Here is a 16,958-nt window from a genome sequence, read left to right on the forward strand (position 1 = left end):
ACGCAGACGTCGAGCGGTACCGGAGCTCGCTTAGTGTGCTTCCTCTCGTGATAGCATAACGTTAGTTGCTCGCATAATGCCATCTACAACTGATGAGCCAATGCCGAAACGGTTCTCAAGGATGTGCTTAGACATAGTATCGTTGATGATCATAGGCCATCGGTCAGATTTGAAATCTTCACGCAGGCGGTTAGCGCCCGTTGTAGTATCTTCTGAAGCACCTAATAGCTTACCTTACAGCCCTTTTAAACTCAGGGTGATTAAATATGAGTTCGTTTAGGTCAGCGCCGTTATCAGCAATTATATGAGGGTTAAGAGCTAGAACTTTTTCACAGAAACGTAGATGATCTTCAAATGTCTCATCACGGTGAGCGAAAACATGTACTCAGTAGTCTTTAACCACGCCAAGGGAGTCTGGTCTTGCTTTTTGCCACTCATTAGTTTCTGTATATCAAAGTCACCTGAACATATTTGTTCGAACTTCGAAGCGTAACCCATAATGGGACACCTTCGTGGTAATGGTGCCTATTTTGGCAAAGGACCGCACTCCCTAAAAAAGACCTTTGCTAATGACACGCGTTTTCCTTCATTATTTTAATACCTGACGCAAGCACATCACGCCACGCTAGCTCGATATTTTCATCATATAATGGGTCGTAAACCGCTACGGTCGCTGCAAGGTTATCGATCCACATATCGAGCTCACTCGCAGAAATATGCAACCCCATATTTTTATGTTTTATGGCCAATTTTCTAATGGTTTCACGTATGGAAGAGGATGTGGGCGCATTTTGTATCAGAACCAAAGACGCTTTAAGCATACGTGCTTGCTTTTAATGTCGACCTAATCAAAACGTTCTAAGAAACGGGGATTGGCATCACAAAAGAGGTCCAAAAAGTCGGTTATAAACTCGGTACCGATACGACACCGTTGATAGCTATCAAGAAAGGCTTCATTGCTGTTTATGTCACATCCTTCAACTGATGAAGATAGACTAACGGTAGCTCAAATGGCATTTTTCTTTGCGGCAAATGACCATATAGTATTCATGCTCACCCTTGTGCTCTTTGACTTCAAAATAGATTGTGGATTTGTTTGATCTATCTTTGAATGCAAATACAAACTCCGCATCATCCATGCTCAGCCCTCTTCCTCAAGATGATCAGCCATCGATAGTGTTGCGAGTTCAATAATCTTCTTGTCCTTCAGGGGTATGAGTGATCCCTGTGCAAAGGGAGCGGCAAAGATAAAAATGAGAGTAGGTAATAATTTCATACTGACTCCTTCAATTGTATGAGCTCTTGTTTCATAATAGCAAGTAGTTAATCAGCCAAGTCGAGGTCATCGTTGCATCTAACTAGAATCATAAAAAGTCCTCTGTTTTGCTCCTTCCAACGGGATTTGTCCTGGTCCTTTTAGACGCTTTTTCCTTCCATCCATTCCTAGCTATTGGCTGACTTTACTTTGCTGATGGATTCGATAGCACGTTTCGGCTTAGAATTTGGGTTACATGTCGTTGGCATGGCCTGTGCTCTCGACATCGCTTTTCTTTGAGTACGACGACCAGTGTTGAACTTTCACCTCACAACCTAAAGCGCTAATCTCGGTTTAGTGACGTTCGGACCGCCCCATACAATCTAACTTTCGTTGAAGTTTCCCAATAGCCCCCATTTTTCAACTGTCTAACGCGCGCCTTCGATAAACCTTTCATCGGCCCTATCTCATGAAGCGTCAACACTCCACGGCCGTGCAATCCATAGCGAAGAATAAAAACCGGCTCTAGCTCTAAAATATCTCCCTGCTCTTATCCCTTTCGTAGCCAGGCAAATAGCAGCGGGCATTGTCCATTGTTCAATATTGGTCACTAATCCCATTGTTCCACCTCCTAATAAGCGCGACCGTCCCAAGAGAACTGAGTATCTAACCAGTGGTAATTTCAATCAAGTACCGCAGTGATTGACCCATGTATTCACATATTCGTCAATTCCACATCACTACCCCCATTCCAATTGATTAATCATGCTATCAACAGTGATTGGCTTCCCGATTTTACAAGTTTACCCTTCATCTAATTCAGATTTCTGGAAGATAATATATAAACTACAATGCCGTAACACACATCTATAAAGTACAATAATGTTTTCTAACTCAACCACAGTTTCGTGATAATTATAAAGAATGAAGAATGCAATACATACAGCATAGGTTAAATTTCCTTCTCAGCCCTCGTTGGGTCTATAATTCAGGCGCTTTGTTGCTGGCGCTCCTGTTTAGCCTACTGACCTCGTTGAGCCTGAGTCTGTATCAAGTCCATGATGAAATTCGTCATGACATCGATCATCTTGATCAAATCGTCTCTGTTGCCATTAAATATGGACTTGAAAAACCAACCCTTTCCGTTGACAGTACATTGAGTGGTGAGTGCTCTACTGACACTATCGAGCAACTTGAGAAGCTTTATGTGTCCCATTTACTGATGTCGATACCCATCGTTAGCTTGGATAAACAGAACCCCTATACTTACTGCTCTCCATTTGGGGTTGAGCAGTTTGACGAAACTAATTTTAAGAACTTGCTCAAGACCGAGCTGCAAGGGGAAATATGGCGTTTAGCTATCGTTTCTTTACCAACAGCTCCTAAAAATCTGACCTATCTGCACGGCTCAAATGGAATCAATGGCTTCCTTTTTCCACTGCGTACTGAATACCTTTTCCTAGAGAACGATTTAGACCATCAACGTTCCATTCGCTTGTCTTTACAACGCGTAAATTACACCATCCTTGAAATTGGTAGCATGCCAACGAGAGATCGTCTTTACTCTAACGCTGTTGATTCAAAATACCTTCCTCTCACTTTTGAGGCCTCCGTCTCAATCGCTCGCGTACTCTCAAGATTTTATGAGCTATTATGGCCAGCTACGACCATTCTCTTTATGGTCTCTTTCACCGTGCTTTTGCTGTGTATTTCCTATTGGCATGCTAAAAAGGAGATCGCGCTACAAAAAGCCATTCGAGATGCTCAGTTTTTTCCCTATTATCAACCTATCGTCGATGCGAAGACAGGTCTAATGGTGGGCGTGGAAGCCTTACTTCGTTGGATCCCTTCTGACGGCCAAATCGTTGAACCGAGAAAGTTCATTAAGCACTTGGAGCAAAGTGGCGCCATTATTCCAGTGACGGAAAATCTCATCCAAACGGTTTACCAAGAACTGTCTCCTTTGATGGTTCAACATGATAAATTTTACTGCAGTGTCAACATCACGCCTCTCCATCTTCAAAATGACGACTTTTATCGCTACTTGCAACGCGCGAAACTTGACTGCTCTAAACTGGTTCTTGAATTAACTGAGCGTGAGCCCATCGACGATTTAGAGTTTGCTAGACAGCGTATTGTGTTACTCAAAACACTAGGGGTTAAAATCAGTCTCGATGACGCAGGTACCGGTTATGGTGGCAACTCCTACTTACACTGTCTCGACATAGACACAATCAAAATTGACAAAATGTTTACTCACTCAATTGATGAAGGACAGTCAGCAGTTCTCGATGGTTATATTGAAATGGCTAAGCAACTGAAACTTGAATTGGTCGCTGAAGGCGTCGAAAACGAACGCGAAGCTCTAGGCTTACTGCTGCGAGGCGTCTTTCATCATCAGGGTTACTTTTATGGTAAACCTATGTCAATTAAGGATCTTAAGGCCTGGTGCCTAAATCACGGATTTAATGAGTGCCAAGATGAGCTAGTCACTGATGAAGAATTAGAAGCGAGCCGTGATGAGTAGAGAGCCATAGCCACACTTCCACTTCCTAGTAAACTCAAAGACGGCTTTTCCCGTGCTTACGTCCTGAGAAATGCCATGACTCCTAGAACGATAAAAATGCTTCCCGCCCATCGTGAACAGTAGCTAACCCATTTACTGTTAGCACGTAATTTTCGTTGTAGCTGTGCACAGAGTAACACACTTAGAAAATCGGCACTGCTGAACAGAACGTTGGTCATTACCCCTAAGATTAACATTTGTAGCCACACATCAAACGTCCCCTCCACATCAACAAACTGCGGCAAAAAGGCCAGATAAAACAGCGCTGCCTTAGGATTGAGGACATCGACCACCACACTATCAATGAATACTTTTCGTCCTGAGTAAGCGGACACAGGAACGCCCTGACTTCGTAACATACTTGTCGAAAGTACTCGTTGAAGGCCTAAAATCACAAGGTACGCGGCACCTGCCTTTTGAATGATAGAGTAAAGTTCAGGGTGTGATAGTAAGACCGTGGACAGACCGAGCACAGTAAGAATCACGTGAAAGTAGCCGCCAATGTGAAGTCCAAAGACTGCCATTAATCCAACCTCTCGCCCACCTGACGCTGTTTGAGCAATACTGTAAAGCATTGCTGGTCCAAGCATAAAAGCGTACAATAACGTCACAACCAAGTATGACACGAATTCAACGTCAGAAAACATTAATCCTTCTCCGTCTTTATCCCTATCTTCGAAATAATGGCAACCTCAACTAAGTGGTCTCAAATCAACACTTAAACGTGAAAACCCATACACACTTTATGACTTTGGTACTTGAGTCATATTTATCGACAGCGTTTTGTTGTCCTAATAGCCTGCAGCCAACACTAGCGATTCTTGACTCTTATAATTGGTAAATTCTCGTTTTTGCTCACTTGTTATGCGACCGTCGGTGAATTTCAGTCGCCCCCAATCACAAAAGGTACTGAGGACCTTCCAAGCTCTGAAGAAGGCACGCGACGACAAGCGTAGTTGACGCTACGTTTTTCAGAAACTAAAGAGCGATAGCAGTCATTTCGAGGGTTTCTAAAGTAACGGCTGTCCGTGTAGTGGTTGACCGAGGCCAATAGAAAAAATCTCAGCGAGTCTGGGAAACACTCTTAAGGCTGAGACTCCAAACGCTTGCGTTTTTCTCGTCTGATTCGAGCGACTTTGAGAAAAGGTGTTAAATAGTGATTAATGATGCCTGAATACTGATGATATGGCTCACCTTGAAGTCCAAATTCCAGCTCGGTGTTTTCACTAAGATGAACCTGGGTGCCAAATAAGCGATCCCAAAATGAAAAAATAAAACCGAAATTCTTGTTGTAGTGCCTTTTTGAACGGCTATGGTGTACTTGATGATAGGCAGGGCTAACAAAGATGTCTCTTAGAACCCTTGGATAACGTAACCGAACGTGAGAGTGTTGTAAATTGAGTCCCAAAACTAATAGCAAACACATTAAGCCGTTTTGACCCGCTAACACCCACGTTAATGACTGGCCAGGATAGAACGCGCCCACCACCCCACTGTAGATCCCCGTCAAACTGCCTGTAAGTAACACAAAAAGCCCTTGATTTACAGGATGCGAACGATACGCGGTAATAGGGTTGAGGTGCGGCGGAATATGGTGGACTTTATGAAACTCCCATAGAATTTTATATTTATGCGACAAGTAATGCTCAAAAAACGTCCCAAAGTCAAAGATAATTAAGACGCCTGCTGTATAAAGGAACATGACCAGGAACGAGGCCTCACCTAAATCAGTACTTAGCTCAAAAACATCCATGACTAAGATGGTTTGTTCTTTGAAAAACACCGCTACACCGAATAGAAACGTGTAGATAAATCCTAATAGCAGCTTATCCACGATAAACAGCTTTACATCGTCCCCAAAACTCACGTTATTCACAAAATGAAGATGTTTTAAATACTGTAATGAGCGCAACACATTGCCGGTTCTGAGTTGATAACAGCCATAGGCAGTCGCAATTATCCCCGCCACAAGTAAATACCCGACATAGAGGCCATGGCTTGGCTGCAGAAAAAAGGAAAATTGATGCTTAAAATAGTAGAACCACTCTCCTAGGGCGAACATGCTTACACTCCGCCCTTGATAACAATGGACTTAGCACCCGCACTCGCCACCTCGAGAAACAGCGCCGCTCTAATTGCCTTTTCAAAACTTTTCCTCACCAACTCTCGCTGTTGGGGAGACTTAATCGCTAAAGAAAAACCCAAGAGCATATTCCCATGCTGCGTACCGGAAAAATAGATTTTCTCTTTCTTTGTCTCTAAAAATGGCTTAAAACCTGAGCGAACGGTAATGTCACTGAATCGCTGAATGTCACCATACACAAAGGATCCCCAATACGGCATCACAAAATCTTTAATTATCACTTCACCCATAGAGCCACCAAGAAAAAGGTGTTGACTGGCCGTAGCCCCTCGACACGACGCAAACAGAGTAAAAGCAATGGCTCGACTGTATCCGGTGATACGGGATTCTACGATAGCTCCCTGCTCATTCACTACACAATAGCTACTCACATCGAATGCATCCTCGATAAACTCGACCAAGGTTCGTGCGGTATACCACCCCAAGTCCCCCATCGCCCCCAAAGGCTCTAGGGCTGGGTTGAGCGTGTTCGAGCCCGTATCACAATCGGGCCAACAAAACTTCACCTCGATGTTTTCAACACGCCCCACATGCTCTGAAGCAATATCGTGTATGGTTTGCATTAAGACATTATGTACGCAATGCGTAGCGTCCAACACCACCAAATCCTTTACTTTCGCCTTTTCATACAGTGTGAGGGCGCTCAAAGAAGTGGGAATTGGCTTCTCTAAGAGCACATGTTTCCCATAAGCGATGGCCAAGGATAAATAGTGTTCTTTTTCACTCGTTGGGGTAGCAATATAGACCGCCTCAACCTTCTCATCCTTAAAAAGATCCAGTGCCTCGCAGTATCGCCTGCCTGAAGGAATGGAATAGCGCTCACCAAACAGAAATGCCTGTTGTTCGGTCCTCGATAACACCGCATAGACCTCAAGCTCTTGATTCCCATTAGTGATCTCTTTGGCAATAACGTTTGCCATCATACCGGTTCCGATAATCGCCAAATTAATCATAGTCACACCTATAATCCAATGTGTCCTCGACGTGCACTTCAAACAACGTCTCTTTCGGTATCGTAATAACGGCTTTGGCGGTTGCTTCCAAAGTGATGTCGTTGAAAACAAACGTCGCTCGGCCGTAGTAAATCGTAAACCTCTCAGCTCTCACGGTTTTCCAGATGTATTTCCCCGCCAACATATAGCCAAAGGTGACCCGGTTTCCACGCGAATCTTTAAAATCACGAATCAAAGACAAGCCATTGAAGAACGTAAAGCTGCGGTCATACACTAGTGGAGTCTCATACTTCGTCATTAGCCATCTCCGTGATCACGGTATCATCGATGCTTAAATTTAATGTGAAGGGGGCAGTCACCACCTCTGGCATCGGATCAAATCCCAAATGTTGCCTTTTATCAAATCGAAAACATTTCCTTCTGGTGTAACACAATACGAGCTGTAAGCGATTATGGTAAGGACACGCCTCTCGCCAATGAACCAATGTCTTACCGTCCAGAATGAGGGCTTCTTTGTTTCTCAGATCGACCCTCTCACCTTCGATATAAATCGGCCAATCGTCTTCACCTTTGTTGTTTATATTGAACGACACAATGTAATCCACGGCATCTCTGTCTCGATGTTTGGGGACTTCATGGCCTTTTTTATAGTTCCAAAGAAATGAGTAACAGGGGTAGACGTCTTCTCCAACGGCTTCACTAACCGTTGGCGCAAAACTGCTTAATAACGCTTCAAAATAAGGAATGGAATAATACATATGGGCACTTTGCCCATCCGCATTGCCTTTCAGAGCCCCCGTATTTTTCATTATCGCCAAATACCTCATAATAGAGTCTAACTCTCTATCGGTCAGCGCCTCCCTAAGGATCTGATAACCTTTAAACATGTCAATCCACCCCCAAAATCTTCGCTATAAAAGAATCATGCCTTTGCTCTATCCTCTTCCGTATCACCGACTCTTCCAAGCCACTTAACTCTGAATACCACCTCACTGCGTTGTCGTTCATATGGAGAACTTCTCTATAGTCAGCCAAATGGTCCGCAACAAAATCAGCATAAGAAGCATCCTCGGTCATCTTATTTTTAAAGTACTGCACGCCCATCTGAACATGTCTTGCTTCGTCTTGCAGTGTACCTTTGTAGATTTGCCCAATTAAGCTGTGCTCACCAAACGTCGAAATAAATACGTTAAATTGTTCTAGTGCACCATTCTCCAAATAAACGTGGCTTAAAAAGACCTCATCAAACGAGCGCAACTCACCAAAATGTTGGTCATACACTTCTTGCGTTTTTGAGCAGTCACGTATGGCTCCACCAGCCAAAATGGCATATTTAGCAAACAGCTCTGCATGCCTAGCCTCGTCGTTCACCGCTTGACCCAATCCCAATTTCAAGGCGTAATTTGAACAGTCCGCCAACAGCTCAGCCGCATTCTGCATACCTAAAACTTCCACATGAGCCGACATGCTTGCCACCTCAATCGCCAAAGAGTGAAGCCCCTCTGGGACGCGGTCATTGCGTGCTAAAGACCAATCCAGCCCTCTATCCCAGCCTAAATTTTCCTTTCCTTTGACATACACCTCATAATGAGGATCACTAAGAAAATTAACGTCATGTAATCGGTCAATATTGAGCATTGCTCCCTTCTCCCTATGTTTGTGGTTCTTTTACGGGCGGCTGTGGATCCTTTTGACACAAGGCATAAATAAAAACGCCACCCAGTAGAACAGCCGTGATTATGAACGTGATTTGGATCCCCCAAACTCCTGAGGTCACCCCACCAATAATGGGAAGAGCCATCGCGACCAGCGCTGCAATCTTTTGAATGTACCCAGTCACCGTCGCCAGTTGGGAAAATTTAACGGCACGTCTAATCCCCAGTTTTAATGAGACAAACGCTATCCCAGACGCAATCCCTGTGACAAAAATCGCGCCGTAGTAAAATAGAGCCGCCGTAGACTCCGTATCCGTCAATCCCAAAACAGCGAAGGACGACGCGTTGGTTAAAATCGACAAAGTAAACACTGAGATGGGCGAAATTTTCTTCAAGGTCGCGCTGGCAACTTTCGTGCCTATCACGCCCCCTACACCCAAGATAGTAATGATGTAGCCAATACTGCTTTCCTCTTCTCCGATGTATCTGAAGAAGACGCTTAACATGTCGTTGCTAAGATAAAATGAAATACTCGACATGATATAAGTCAAAGTTAATAAAAAGAGGCCTCGATTTTTCCTAATAAGATCTCGAACTGACGCTCCCTCTAACAACCTTTCATTCAGCGAACTCTCGGGCTTATACGCACTATCCGCCAAGGTAGTCACTAAGCCAAGAAAGCTGAAAAACACCGACATCCCAACCACATAGCTCAAACCATATTGGTCATATAAGGTAATCACTACAAGAGGAACACCAATTCGGCTAAGGTTTAAAATATAACCCGTCACCTCATAAAATTGTTTCGACTCTTCTTTATTTTCATTAAGCTTTGGTATCGAAGTACTTAAGCCAACTCGAAGAGAAACCTTGAATAACAGCAACCCGTAAATAGCGAGCATAGAATCAATGAAGAGTATCGTCGGCGTACACAGGGCACAGATAAAAAATAAGACAGCGCGTGATGGTCTAACGTCCGTTTTATCAAAATATCTTCCGTACCTAGCACTCAAAAAATAGAAAGGTATCGCATAGCACGCCCCAAGAAATCCCACCTCATAAGTTGAGGCGTTTAAGATAAAGATTGACACAATTGAGAACAAAGCATAATCACTGTACGTGTCCATCTCACTTGAACAAATAGCAATGTATTTTTTCATCATCCTTCCCACATATTATGAACGGAGCAGGTCTTTGCCCTGCTCCGTAATTATTAATTACAAGACACCGACTGGTTGATAATCACACATAGAACCCTCCTTTCTCTTTCTTCCATAATAAACAAAGTACTATCGTTAGCACTCCCCTTTTTTTCAAACGGGAAACGGTCTAATTTTGATATAAACGCATTCCCTATAAGATGGTTAATCTATTCATCAACTCTGACTACTTTCGATTTCTGTTTGAATAGATAATATCTTTCTTTAATTTCGCTAGAATAAACAAGTAATGATTGCTTAGCTTGGGAATACCTCTCGGTAGAATCGAATTCGCCAAACATTCGTTTACCTAGAAACAGACTTTCTTCCAATTGAAGTCTTAATATTTGCGCCCAAACCGCCTGACACATCGGATGCCCTTCAAGATCACTAGCGTGCCATCCCCACCCTAACCAAACGCAGTCGTCATTAAGAATAAAGTCGGAATTCAACACAATCTGCCCATCCTTAAAAACCGCCCAAGACGCTTCTTCTTCCTGAAGCGTTAGCGCAATCTTCTCCCAAGCCTTCTCGAGTCTCTCCACTGTTGGGTTCCACTTCTGAGTTTGTAAACAACCCGTTACACGAAAATGATCTAAGGCCTTTTTCTGCACTTCACCAAGTTCAATATAACGTTTTATCCGGTAGCACCTCGGAATAGGCGGTAGTGAGCTCAGCTTCTGTAAACTTGCAATGACATCAATCTCAGGACAGTGGCATGACAAGATGAACTCAAAACCAAACGCTTCAAGAAATAACAAACTGTACGGCAAGTCTCGCCCGTTGCTCTGTATTTGCATCGGCCTTGAAGGCTTACCACGCTATTTATCTATCTGTTGATAGAGCGCTTCCACTAATACAAAGTCATAATCAGGCACCGAAAAATACAGACGGTCATAGTCAGGGTGGAAATCGTTTCTCATCGTTGTACAGACTCCCAACAACCGACCTTCTTCTTCCAGTAGAAGCGTGGTGTTCTGTTTGGATCTCGTGAATAACGGGATCTTATCCACCCTATACTCTGACTGAAATTTCTTCACGCGTGCTCTATCGCTTTCTTTAAAAAAATGAAATTGTATAAGCCCTCCTTGGCCTCAACAACGTACGATCGATTGAAATTCAACGTCTTTATTTTCAGCCCTTTGACCGCAGCTAGCTCAACGGATTCACTTCTCAAGACCGAGCCAATTATGGTGCTTTCACTTTATGACAAAACGGTCGACCCTCTAGCCAAAGAGCGCCATCTCATCAATAACTCTTTATTCCCAAGCCTTAGAAAAAGAACGATCCTTAAAGGCCTCTGCTAACCCAGTAATCTGCTGCATTCTGAGCACTTCGTCTTTATCCATCCCCAGCTCCCTACCGATTCTTTCATCCGACCAGTCCATTTCCCTCAATTTGATCACTAGGCTGGCGGTCAATTCCACCTGATGCTCCCCTCTCGCCATGTTATGGCGAATCGATGAAGACATACGCTCTTCACAGGTTTTATTCAACACGACAACCGGAACGTAGTTGGCCAAGGACGCATTAATGTCCGATTCCGTTTTAATGAGTCGGGTCCGGTGCGCACCATCAATTACAACATACCCTCCATCATCAGAGTGCTCACCTACTACTACCGGCATAGTAACCCCATCGCTTTTTATCGAATGCTTGAGTAAACGGTATTCTGGAGGTGCCACATTATTGGGGTTGTAATCGTTGTCCTGAACCAAATGACTCTCCACCAGTTTTACATTAAGCGCCGGATGCGGAAAACCCACTATTTTGCTCGACAGATCTGACATTAAATTGAAAATCGCCACCCGCTCTTTTATCGTTAATTCGTCCAAATCATCGAAAGAGGTGGCAATTTCGTACATTAAATTTGAGGCTGCCCATAAGGTTTTCGTATTCATAACTTATTTTTCCTGAAATACTCATCATACAAATCGATATAATGCTCTGTAAGACGCTTATTTTGACCAAAAGAAAGACCCCGACACCAATAATCATTTTTAATCAGAACCTTACATATACGACGCCAACTCGGAACTTGCTTTTTAGCTTCCAATTTCTTTTCGGCAAAATCCGGTATCGAATAAATTCCAAGTCGCTTTCCGTTTTTTCTCCACCAATTTAGAAACTTAAACAATCGCTCACGATAATGACTGGCAAGATGTGGCGGCATGCTGCTTAATAAATATTTACTGTAAGAGCGATAGGTATAACCTTTTGGCAATTCAAATTTATAATACCCGAGTATTCGACCTTGCCGTTTGCAATATCTCGCTCCGAAATTGCATCCCTCTACCCGCTGCACCAATTTTTGCCAAGTCCGGGGTTCTAAAATGTGGTACAACCAAAGCCCTTTCCGTTGATCATCTCCGAATGGCTGACAAAGCCTCTGCTGAGCAAGGGTTAGACCCGCTTGATACATCAGATCATAGACACGGTTATATGGCCAGGCGTAGCGACCATTGGCGACCCAAACGTCAATCACATGCCAATCGTAAATGGGATAAGCCTTGTAAAAGCGCTCACTCGCTCTTGTTGTCCATCCGTAAGGCTCAAGCTTGCTTTTCTTTTTGTTTTTGATTGTGTTGTAACGGTGAAGAGATTCATCCGCCCGAATTGCCACTAGGCAAACGCCACGATTCCTCTTCCGTTCGCAATACCACTCGCCAAACCCAGCAACGAATTCTTCGAACTCCATGGCATAACGATAAAAAGGAAAGTAATCCATCTCATCAATCACCGACGAATGGAGTGGCTTTCGTCTCACCCATATGTCCTCTTTGTCCGGCTCCCAACACACCCATTTAGGTCGGAACTGCGAGACTGAGTTTCTCAAACTTAACGGCAAACACACCCAAAACGCATTCACCTCCTCTTTGTCTACCATCGTCTCTAAAAACCGAATGGTTTGCTGGTACTGTGCTTCCAAGTCAACAATCAAGACATCAACAGGCAGCCTATTCCGTTTTTTCGCCTCTTCAATGACGAGGTTCAGTAGAACCCCTGAGTCTTTACCCCCAGAAAAGGACACATAGAGGTGGTCAAACTCATCAAATAATATTCGAATCCTATCCCGAGCTGCTTCATCTACGTTCTTGTTCAATCTACGTTTCATGCTATGTCACCTAAAAAAGACCTACTCAACCCCTGGATGGGTAGTTACGGTTGAGCAGGTCAAACCATCGTTATCTGCCCTCATAGCCGGTTAGGTGCACGACAAAAATGACCGACAGTACAAACTTATTACGCCAAAAAACAACCAACGTTGGAGAATGACGACCGCCATGAGAATGCTTGTTTATGGCTGTGCCATCTTCACTCCTAGAACTTTGGTAACAAGTCAAACAAACCCAGGAGCATGACCAATATGAGCAAAAAACTGTACGCTAAAACCAGCCAAGGCGTTAACTCACCACCTAAAGTGACATAGCCATTTTTAATCTCTTCCTTCTCTGGAGTATTTTTTCGGCTCACCCTAGCTATCAAAGCCGGATAGACACCAGCCCACATAGCTCCTGCTAAACCGGCAAATCCTATCGCCACTAAAAAACCATAGGGGAAAGCCAGAGACAGTATTAATGGAAGCAATAACACCGACACTTTCGCGTAACGCGTTGACAACTTATAGTGGCTTGAAAGAACATCTGTTAGATAATCTAAGAGTCCCTTTGCAACACCAATAAACGACGTCAGGACGGCCATTTGTACAAAAAAGAACATGAGCGATTTAATGTCATCACTTTGACTGATGGTTTCTACCACATTTTCGATATTGTCTTTCCCTGCACTTACCGACGAAATCATGGCATCACGAGACTGATTTCCCATAATTACCAGTAACCAAACTAAGTAGATAAAGGACACCAACCCAAGCCCAAGGGCTATACACCTAATCACGCGGCGAGGTTTATCGTCATAGAGCTGCCTAAGCATCGGAATGACTTGCTGATATCCCATTGCAGCCATAAAAAACGGAAGAGACACGAACAAAAATGGTAGCAGACCAAAGGAATAGTCATGTTCAATCGCTGGTTCAATAATATTGTCGACTTCAACGCTAAAACTAAGCTCATAGACAATAGAGACGAAGGATAAACTCATCAAGAGTACAAAGACACTCAAAAAACGGCTAATGGTTATGGGATTCGTATAAAGTATCGCGCCAAAGACTCCAGCAAAGAGCAACCCAGCAAAATACCTATTTAATTCATAGTCAGTAAATTTACCGATGTAAAACTGGACAGCCTCGGTACCCACAGTGATGTATGCATATATCAATATAAACCCATTGAATATCATCATACAGTCGGAGATTAAAGCATGCTTACTCCCCATCAAATCACGAACCATACTGTGTATCCCCGTTCCAATCGGGTACTTCATGTTCACTTCCAACAACAATGAACCTGACGCTAGAACGTAAAACGCAGTTGCCGCCAGAACAACCAGACTGAGAGAAAACCACATTCCTATGCTAACGATAGGCAGACTCATCATACCAACACCTACAGCGGTACTCATAACCACCGCTGCGCCGTACATAAGTGAGACACGTCGACTTGGAGAACTAGCCATAATCAATAATCCTTTCAAGTTGAAGAATAGCTGCCTCAATGAAGTCACTCAGAAAAGCAGCAAAGTTGACCTGATTTATAGCGCAGGTTCGAACTGCGCTAGAAAATGTCGTAGCACTACAGGTTCGTAAGTAAAACGATACCCTGATATCTTGCGTCGATTTTTTTTCAACTTAATAAGGCTTTCAGCTACATAATCTAGGTGTTCATTGGTGTAGGTTCGCCTTGGAATTGCGAGTCTTAAGAGTTCCAGAGGAGACGCTTTTTGGATACCAGTCGTAGGATCGCGTCCCAACAGTAAGGACCCAATTTCAGCAGAGCGTATTCCTCCTTCCAAATATAAGGCGTTCGCCAACGCGTGACCTGGAAATTCATCGACACTGATATGAGGCAAAAAAGCCTTAGCATCAATAAATACTGCATGACCTCCGGTGGGTTTTTGAACGGGTATTCCCGCATCCGTCAGTTTCTGAGCCAACCTGTTCACTTGATGAATACGGGCTGAAAGATAGCCATAATCCATCGCCTCATATAACCCCACCGCCAGAGCCTCAAGGTCTCGACCAGCCATGCCGCCATAGGTCGCAAAACCTTCCATTGGAATGCAGAGCGCTTGAGACGAACGGTATAGATCTTCGTTGTCTTTAAAACAACATAACCCCCCAATATTGACCATAGCGTCTTTCTTAGCTGACATCGTAAACATGTCCGCATACTGAAACATTTCTTTTACGATCTCAGCGATACTCCAACCCGAGTATTTCTCCTCTCTTTGCTTGATGAAATACGCATTTTCCGCGAAGCGTGCAGCGTCCATAACAACCGAAATTCCATATTCTTTTGCAATATCGTAGACGGCTTTTATGTTCTCCAGAGAAACTGGCTGCCCCCCCATGCTGTTGCAAGTCACAGTAATAATAATTGCTGCTACATTTTCTGAACCGTTCAATTCAATATGCCCAACCAACTGTTCTAAATCGAAATTGCCCTTCCAATCGAATGGCTCTGTTAATGTATAAGCCTCTTCAACGACAACATTTACCGCCTTAGCACCATTTAACTCAACGTGTGCTGCCGTGGTATCAAAATGATAGTTGGAAATAAATACAGGTTTCGTCCCACCTCGCTTCATTTTCATTTTTTCTATTAGCACGGGGAACAAGATTTGCTCGGCTCCCCTTCCCTGGTGCACAGGTATCGTATATTGATACTGAAATATGTCATCCACTGCTTCTTCCAATTTATAAAAACTGGTACTGCCAGCGTAAGATTCATCCCCTTTCATCATCGCCGCCCACTGATTCTGGCTCATAGCGCCTGTTCCCGAATCAGTCAACAAGTCAATGTACACTTCTTCACTCTTTAACAAAAATGGGTTAAAACCTACTCGCTCAAGCGCTGAGAGGCGTTCTTCTTTAGGAAGTAAGTTAATCGGCTCGACGGCCTTGATTTTATATGACAGAGGTAAATTGCTCATCATAAGTCCCCTACTGGCCCTAGAATTTAGGGCTTCTTTACTATTAGTCAATAATCTACTGACACTAGAAACAATATGCCTTATTAAAGGTAATGCTAATTCAAATAGCACTAATGCATAACTAAGGCAGTCAATAAAAAATCATTAACGGGGAATGAGCCTTGAAGGTATTTTAATTTTAGGATCAACAGTATACCAGCGAAACCAAGATACAGGAGAAGCTGTTAAAATATGTAAAAATACAAAGCAAAACATTTTCATTACCATCTCCTTATATAAACTGTGTTAACCAATGTAAAAAACAATATACTTAACACAACAGAATATCAACAAATGAAATGTTCAAAATAATCGAATAGAGTTATTGCTTTGTAATAAAAAATATAAAAAAGCAAATACTATCATTTACTTATAAACATAATGACTCTTATTTCACCCCCAATGCTAAAGTGCAAAATTCAAAAAGTGGGTAAAGCATCACATATTAAAATAATCTTATAGAGCAGAGACGACCTCCATTAAAAGAACTCTTGAGGCAGTAATTTATCAAGATGACGAAAAAATCAAACCATTGAAATAACATAAAATATAAGATATTTAATATCGACATGAGGGAGTTAAGAAGTTCAAATTCATCCTGAGAGGCACCTCTAGCCCAACAAGGAGCGACTCGCTGACGGCAAAACCATTTCGGTAACATTAAGGAACGGAGCAGCCTTCTGGGAAGAACGTCCTCCGCGCAATTTGGCGGATGGTTGCCATAAGCGTTCGTTATCTGAGACCGCTATGGTATCGCGTAAAACAGTTACTGGAAAAATAAATAACCTTTGTAATTATGAAAGAAAACTTTGTGACACTTACGCCACCCTCAAAGCTCTCAACAATCTTACAGGGGTCAGTATGCCCGAAATACAACCGATTTAGGTGGCGTTTACTCTTAAGCTGGATTCAGCAATAAAACTCTAAAAACTGTATGAATAAACGATTACCATAGTAATGCATGCCACTAAAAATTGGTCAAGCAAAGACGGTTTAATTAACTACTAACCATCTAAATTACCGCCGATTAATCGAGCTAAAATTCGCTACCAAGAGTTATTTTTTATTAAAAATTAATGAAGTTCGTAGTCGTAGTG

Annotated in this window: 17 protein-coding genes and 1 pseudogene; 2 read left to right on the top strand and 16 right to left on the bottom strand. The window is 43.0% G+C overall.

The features are described 5' to 3' along the window. Positions 1 to 30: 30 nt before the first annotated feature. The 3 genes from AC6I8Y_RS26705 to AC6I8Y_RS26715 all read right to left on the bottom strand — a co-directional run bounded on the left by AC6I8Y_RS26705 (position 31) and on the right by AC6I8Y_RS26715 (position 1,276). Positions 31 to 153 carry a hypothetical protein gene (locus AC6I8Y_RS26705; protein WP_498023230.1) on the bottom strand — a complete coding sequence of 41 codons (123 nt, stop codon included), beginning with the start codon at positions 151 to 153 and terminating at the stop codon, positions 31 to 33. Positions 154 to 566: 413 nt separating this feature from the next. After that, on the bottom strand, positions 567 to 728 hold the full coding sequence (locus tag AC6I8Y_RS26710) for a hypothetical protein (protein ID WP_498023231.1): 162 nt from the start codon (positions 726 to 728) through the stop codon (positions 567 to 569). A gap of 413 nt (positions 729 to 1,141) precedes the next feature. Then, positions 1,142 to 1,276, bottom strand: coding sequence for a hypothetical protein (locus tag AC6I8Y_RS26715; protein ID WP_498023232.1), 135 nt, complete (start codon positions 1,274 to 1,276; stop codon positions 1,142 to 1,144). Positions 1,277 to 2,186: 910 nt separating this feature from the next. Here AC6I8Y_RS26715 and AC6I8Y_RS26720 point away from each other — a divergent pair. Beyond that, the gene (locus tag AC6I8Y_RS26720) at positions 2,187 to 3,782 is read left to right on the top strand and encodes an EAL domain-containing protein (RefSeq protein ID WP_498023233.1); all 1,596 of its coding nucleotides are present in this window, start codon (positions 2,187 to 2,189) and stop codon (positions 3,780 to 3,782) included. A 56-nt stretch (positions 3,783 to 3,838) separates the two neighbouring features. Here the strand turns inward: AC6I8Y_RS26720 and AC6I8Y_RS26725 are convergent, their stop codons facing one another. The 13 genes from AC6I8Y_RS26725 to AC6I8Y_RS26785 form a co-directional block, all read right to left on the bottom strand. Beyond that, complete coding sequence (locus AC6I8Y_RS26725) at positions 3,839 to 4,468, bottom strand: LysE family translocator (RefSeq protein ID WP_498023234.1); 630 nt, start codon at positions 4,466 to 4,468, stop codon at positions 3,839 to 3,841. A 437-nt stretch (positions 4,469 to 4,905) separates the two neighbouring features. After that, positions 4,906 to 5,883 carry a sterol desaturase family protein gene (locus AC6I8Y_RS26730; protein WP_498023235.1) on the bottom strand — a complete coding sequence of 326 codons (978 nt, stop codon included), beginning with the start codon at positions 5,881 to 5,883 and terminating at the stop codon, positions 4,906 to 4,908. Positions 5,884 to 5,885: 2 nt separating this feature from the next. Continuing rightward, entirely contained in the window at positions 5,886 to 6,917 is a 1,032-nt protein-coding gene (locus AC6I8Y_RS26735) for a Gfo/Idh/MocA family protein (RefSeq protein WP_498023236.1), read from the bottom strand. After that, positions 6,910 to 7,215: a pyrimidine/purine nucleoside phosphorylase gene (locus AC6I8Y_RS26740; RefSeq protein ID WP_498023237.1), complete on the bottom strand. Its 306-nt coding sequence runs from the start codon at positions 7,213 to 7,215 to the stop codon at positions 6,910 to 6,912. Before AC6I8Y_RS26740 ends, AC6I8Y_RS26735 begins: the two co-directional genes overlap by 8 nt. Next, complete coding sequence (locus AC6I8Y_RS26745; protein WP_498023238.1) at positions 7,202 to 7,804, bottom strand: hypothetical protein; 603 nt, start codon at positions 7,802 to 7,804, stop codon at positions 7,202 to 7,204. Before AC6I8Y_RS26745 ends, AC6I8Y_RS26740 begins: the two co-directional genes overlap by 14 nt. A 1-nt stretch (position 7,805) precedes the next feature. Continuing rightward, positions 7,806 to 8,555, bottom strand: coding sequence for a hypothetical protein (locus AC6I8Y_RS26750; RefSeq protein WP_498023239.1), 750 nt, complete (start codon positions 8,553 to 8,555; stop codon positions 7,806 to 7,808). Positions 8,556 to 8,568: 13 nt separating this feature from the next. Continuing rightward, positions 8,569 to 9,735 carry an MFS transporter gene (locus tag AC6I8Y_RS26755; protein ID WP_498023240.1) on the bottom strand — a complete coding sequence of 389 codons (1,167 nt, stop codon included), beginning with the start codon at positions 9,733 to 9,735 and terminating at the stop codon, positions 8,569 to 8,571. Positions 9,736 to 9,941: 206 nt separating this feature from the next. Then, on the bottom strand, positions 9,942 to 10,544 hold the full coding sequence (locus tag AC6I8Y_RS26760; protein ID WP_498023241.1) for a hypothetical protein: 603 nt from the start codon (positions 10,542 to 10,544) through the stop codon (positions 9,942 to 9,944). A gap of 48 nt (positions 10,545 to 10,592) precedes the next feature. Further along, a complete protein-coding gene (locus AC6I8Y_RS26765; protein ID WP_498023242.1) occupies positions 10,593 to 10,811 on the bottom strand; it encodes a hypothetical protein in 219 nt (72 codons plus the stop codon). 219 nt (positions 10,812 to 11,030) lie between these two features. After that, positions 11,031 to 11,672 carry an IbrB-like domain-containing protein gene (locus AC6I8Y_RS26770; RefSeq protein WP_498023243.1) on the bottom strand — a complete coding sequence of 214 codons (642 nt, stop codon included), beginning with the start codon at positions 11,670 to 11,672 and terminating at the stop codon, positions 11,031 to 11,033. Further along, positions 11,669 to 12,886: a DUF3440 domain-containing protein gene (locus AC6I8Y_RS26775; RefSeq protein ID WP_498023244.1), complete on the bottom strand. Its 1,218-nt coding sequence runs from the start codon at positions 12,884 to 12,886 to the stop codon at positions 11,669 to 11,671. The genes AC6I8Y_RS26770 and AC6I8Y_RS26775 overlap by 4 nt, the downstream gene beginning before the upstream one ends. A gap of 206 nt (positions 12,887 to 13,092) precedes the next feature. Beyond that, complete coding sequence (locus tag AC6I8Y_RS26780; protein WP_498023245.1) at positions 13,093 to 14,346, bottom strand: aromatic amino acid transport family protein; 1,254 nt, start codon at positions 14,344 to 14,346, stop codon at positions 13,093 to 13,095. A 75-nt stretch (positions 14,347 to 14,421) separates the two neighbouring features. Further along, a complete protein-coding gene (locus tag AC6I8Y_RS26785) occupies positions 14,422 to 15,822 on the bottom strand; it encodes a tryptophanase (RefSeq protein ID WP_498023378.1) in 1,401 nt (466 codons plus the stop codon). A gap of 702 nt (positions 15,823 to 16,524) precedes the next feature. Between AC6I8Y_RS26785 and AC6I8Y_RS26790 the strand changes: the two are divergent. Further along, positions 16,525 to 16,746 (top strand): annotated as a pseudogene (locus tag AC6I8Y_RS26790) (IS5/IS1182 family transposase); the annotation flags it as partial. Between the last annotated feature and the right edge of the window lie 212 nt (positions 16,747 to 16,958).

The sequence above is a fragment of the Vibrio sp. KUL78 genome (genome assembly GCF_059725505.1).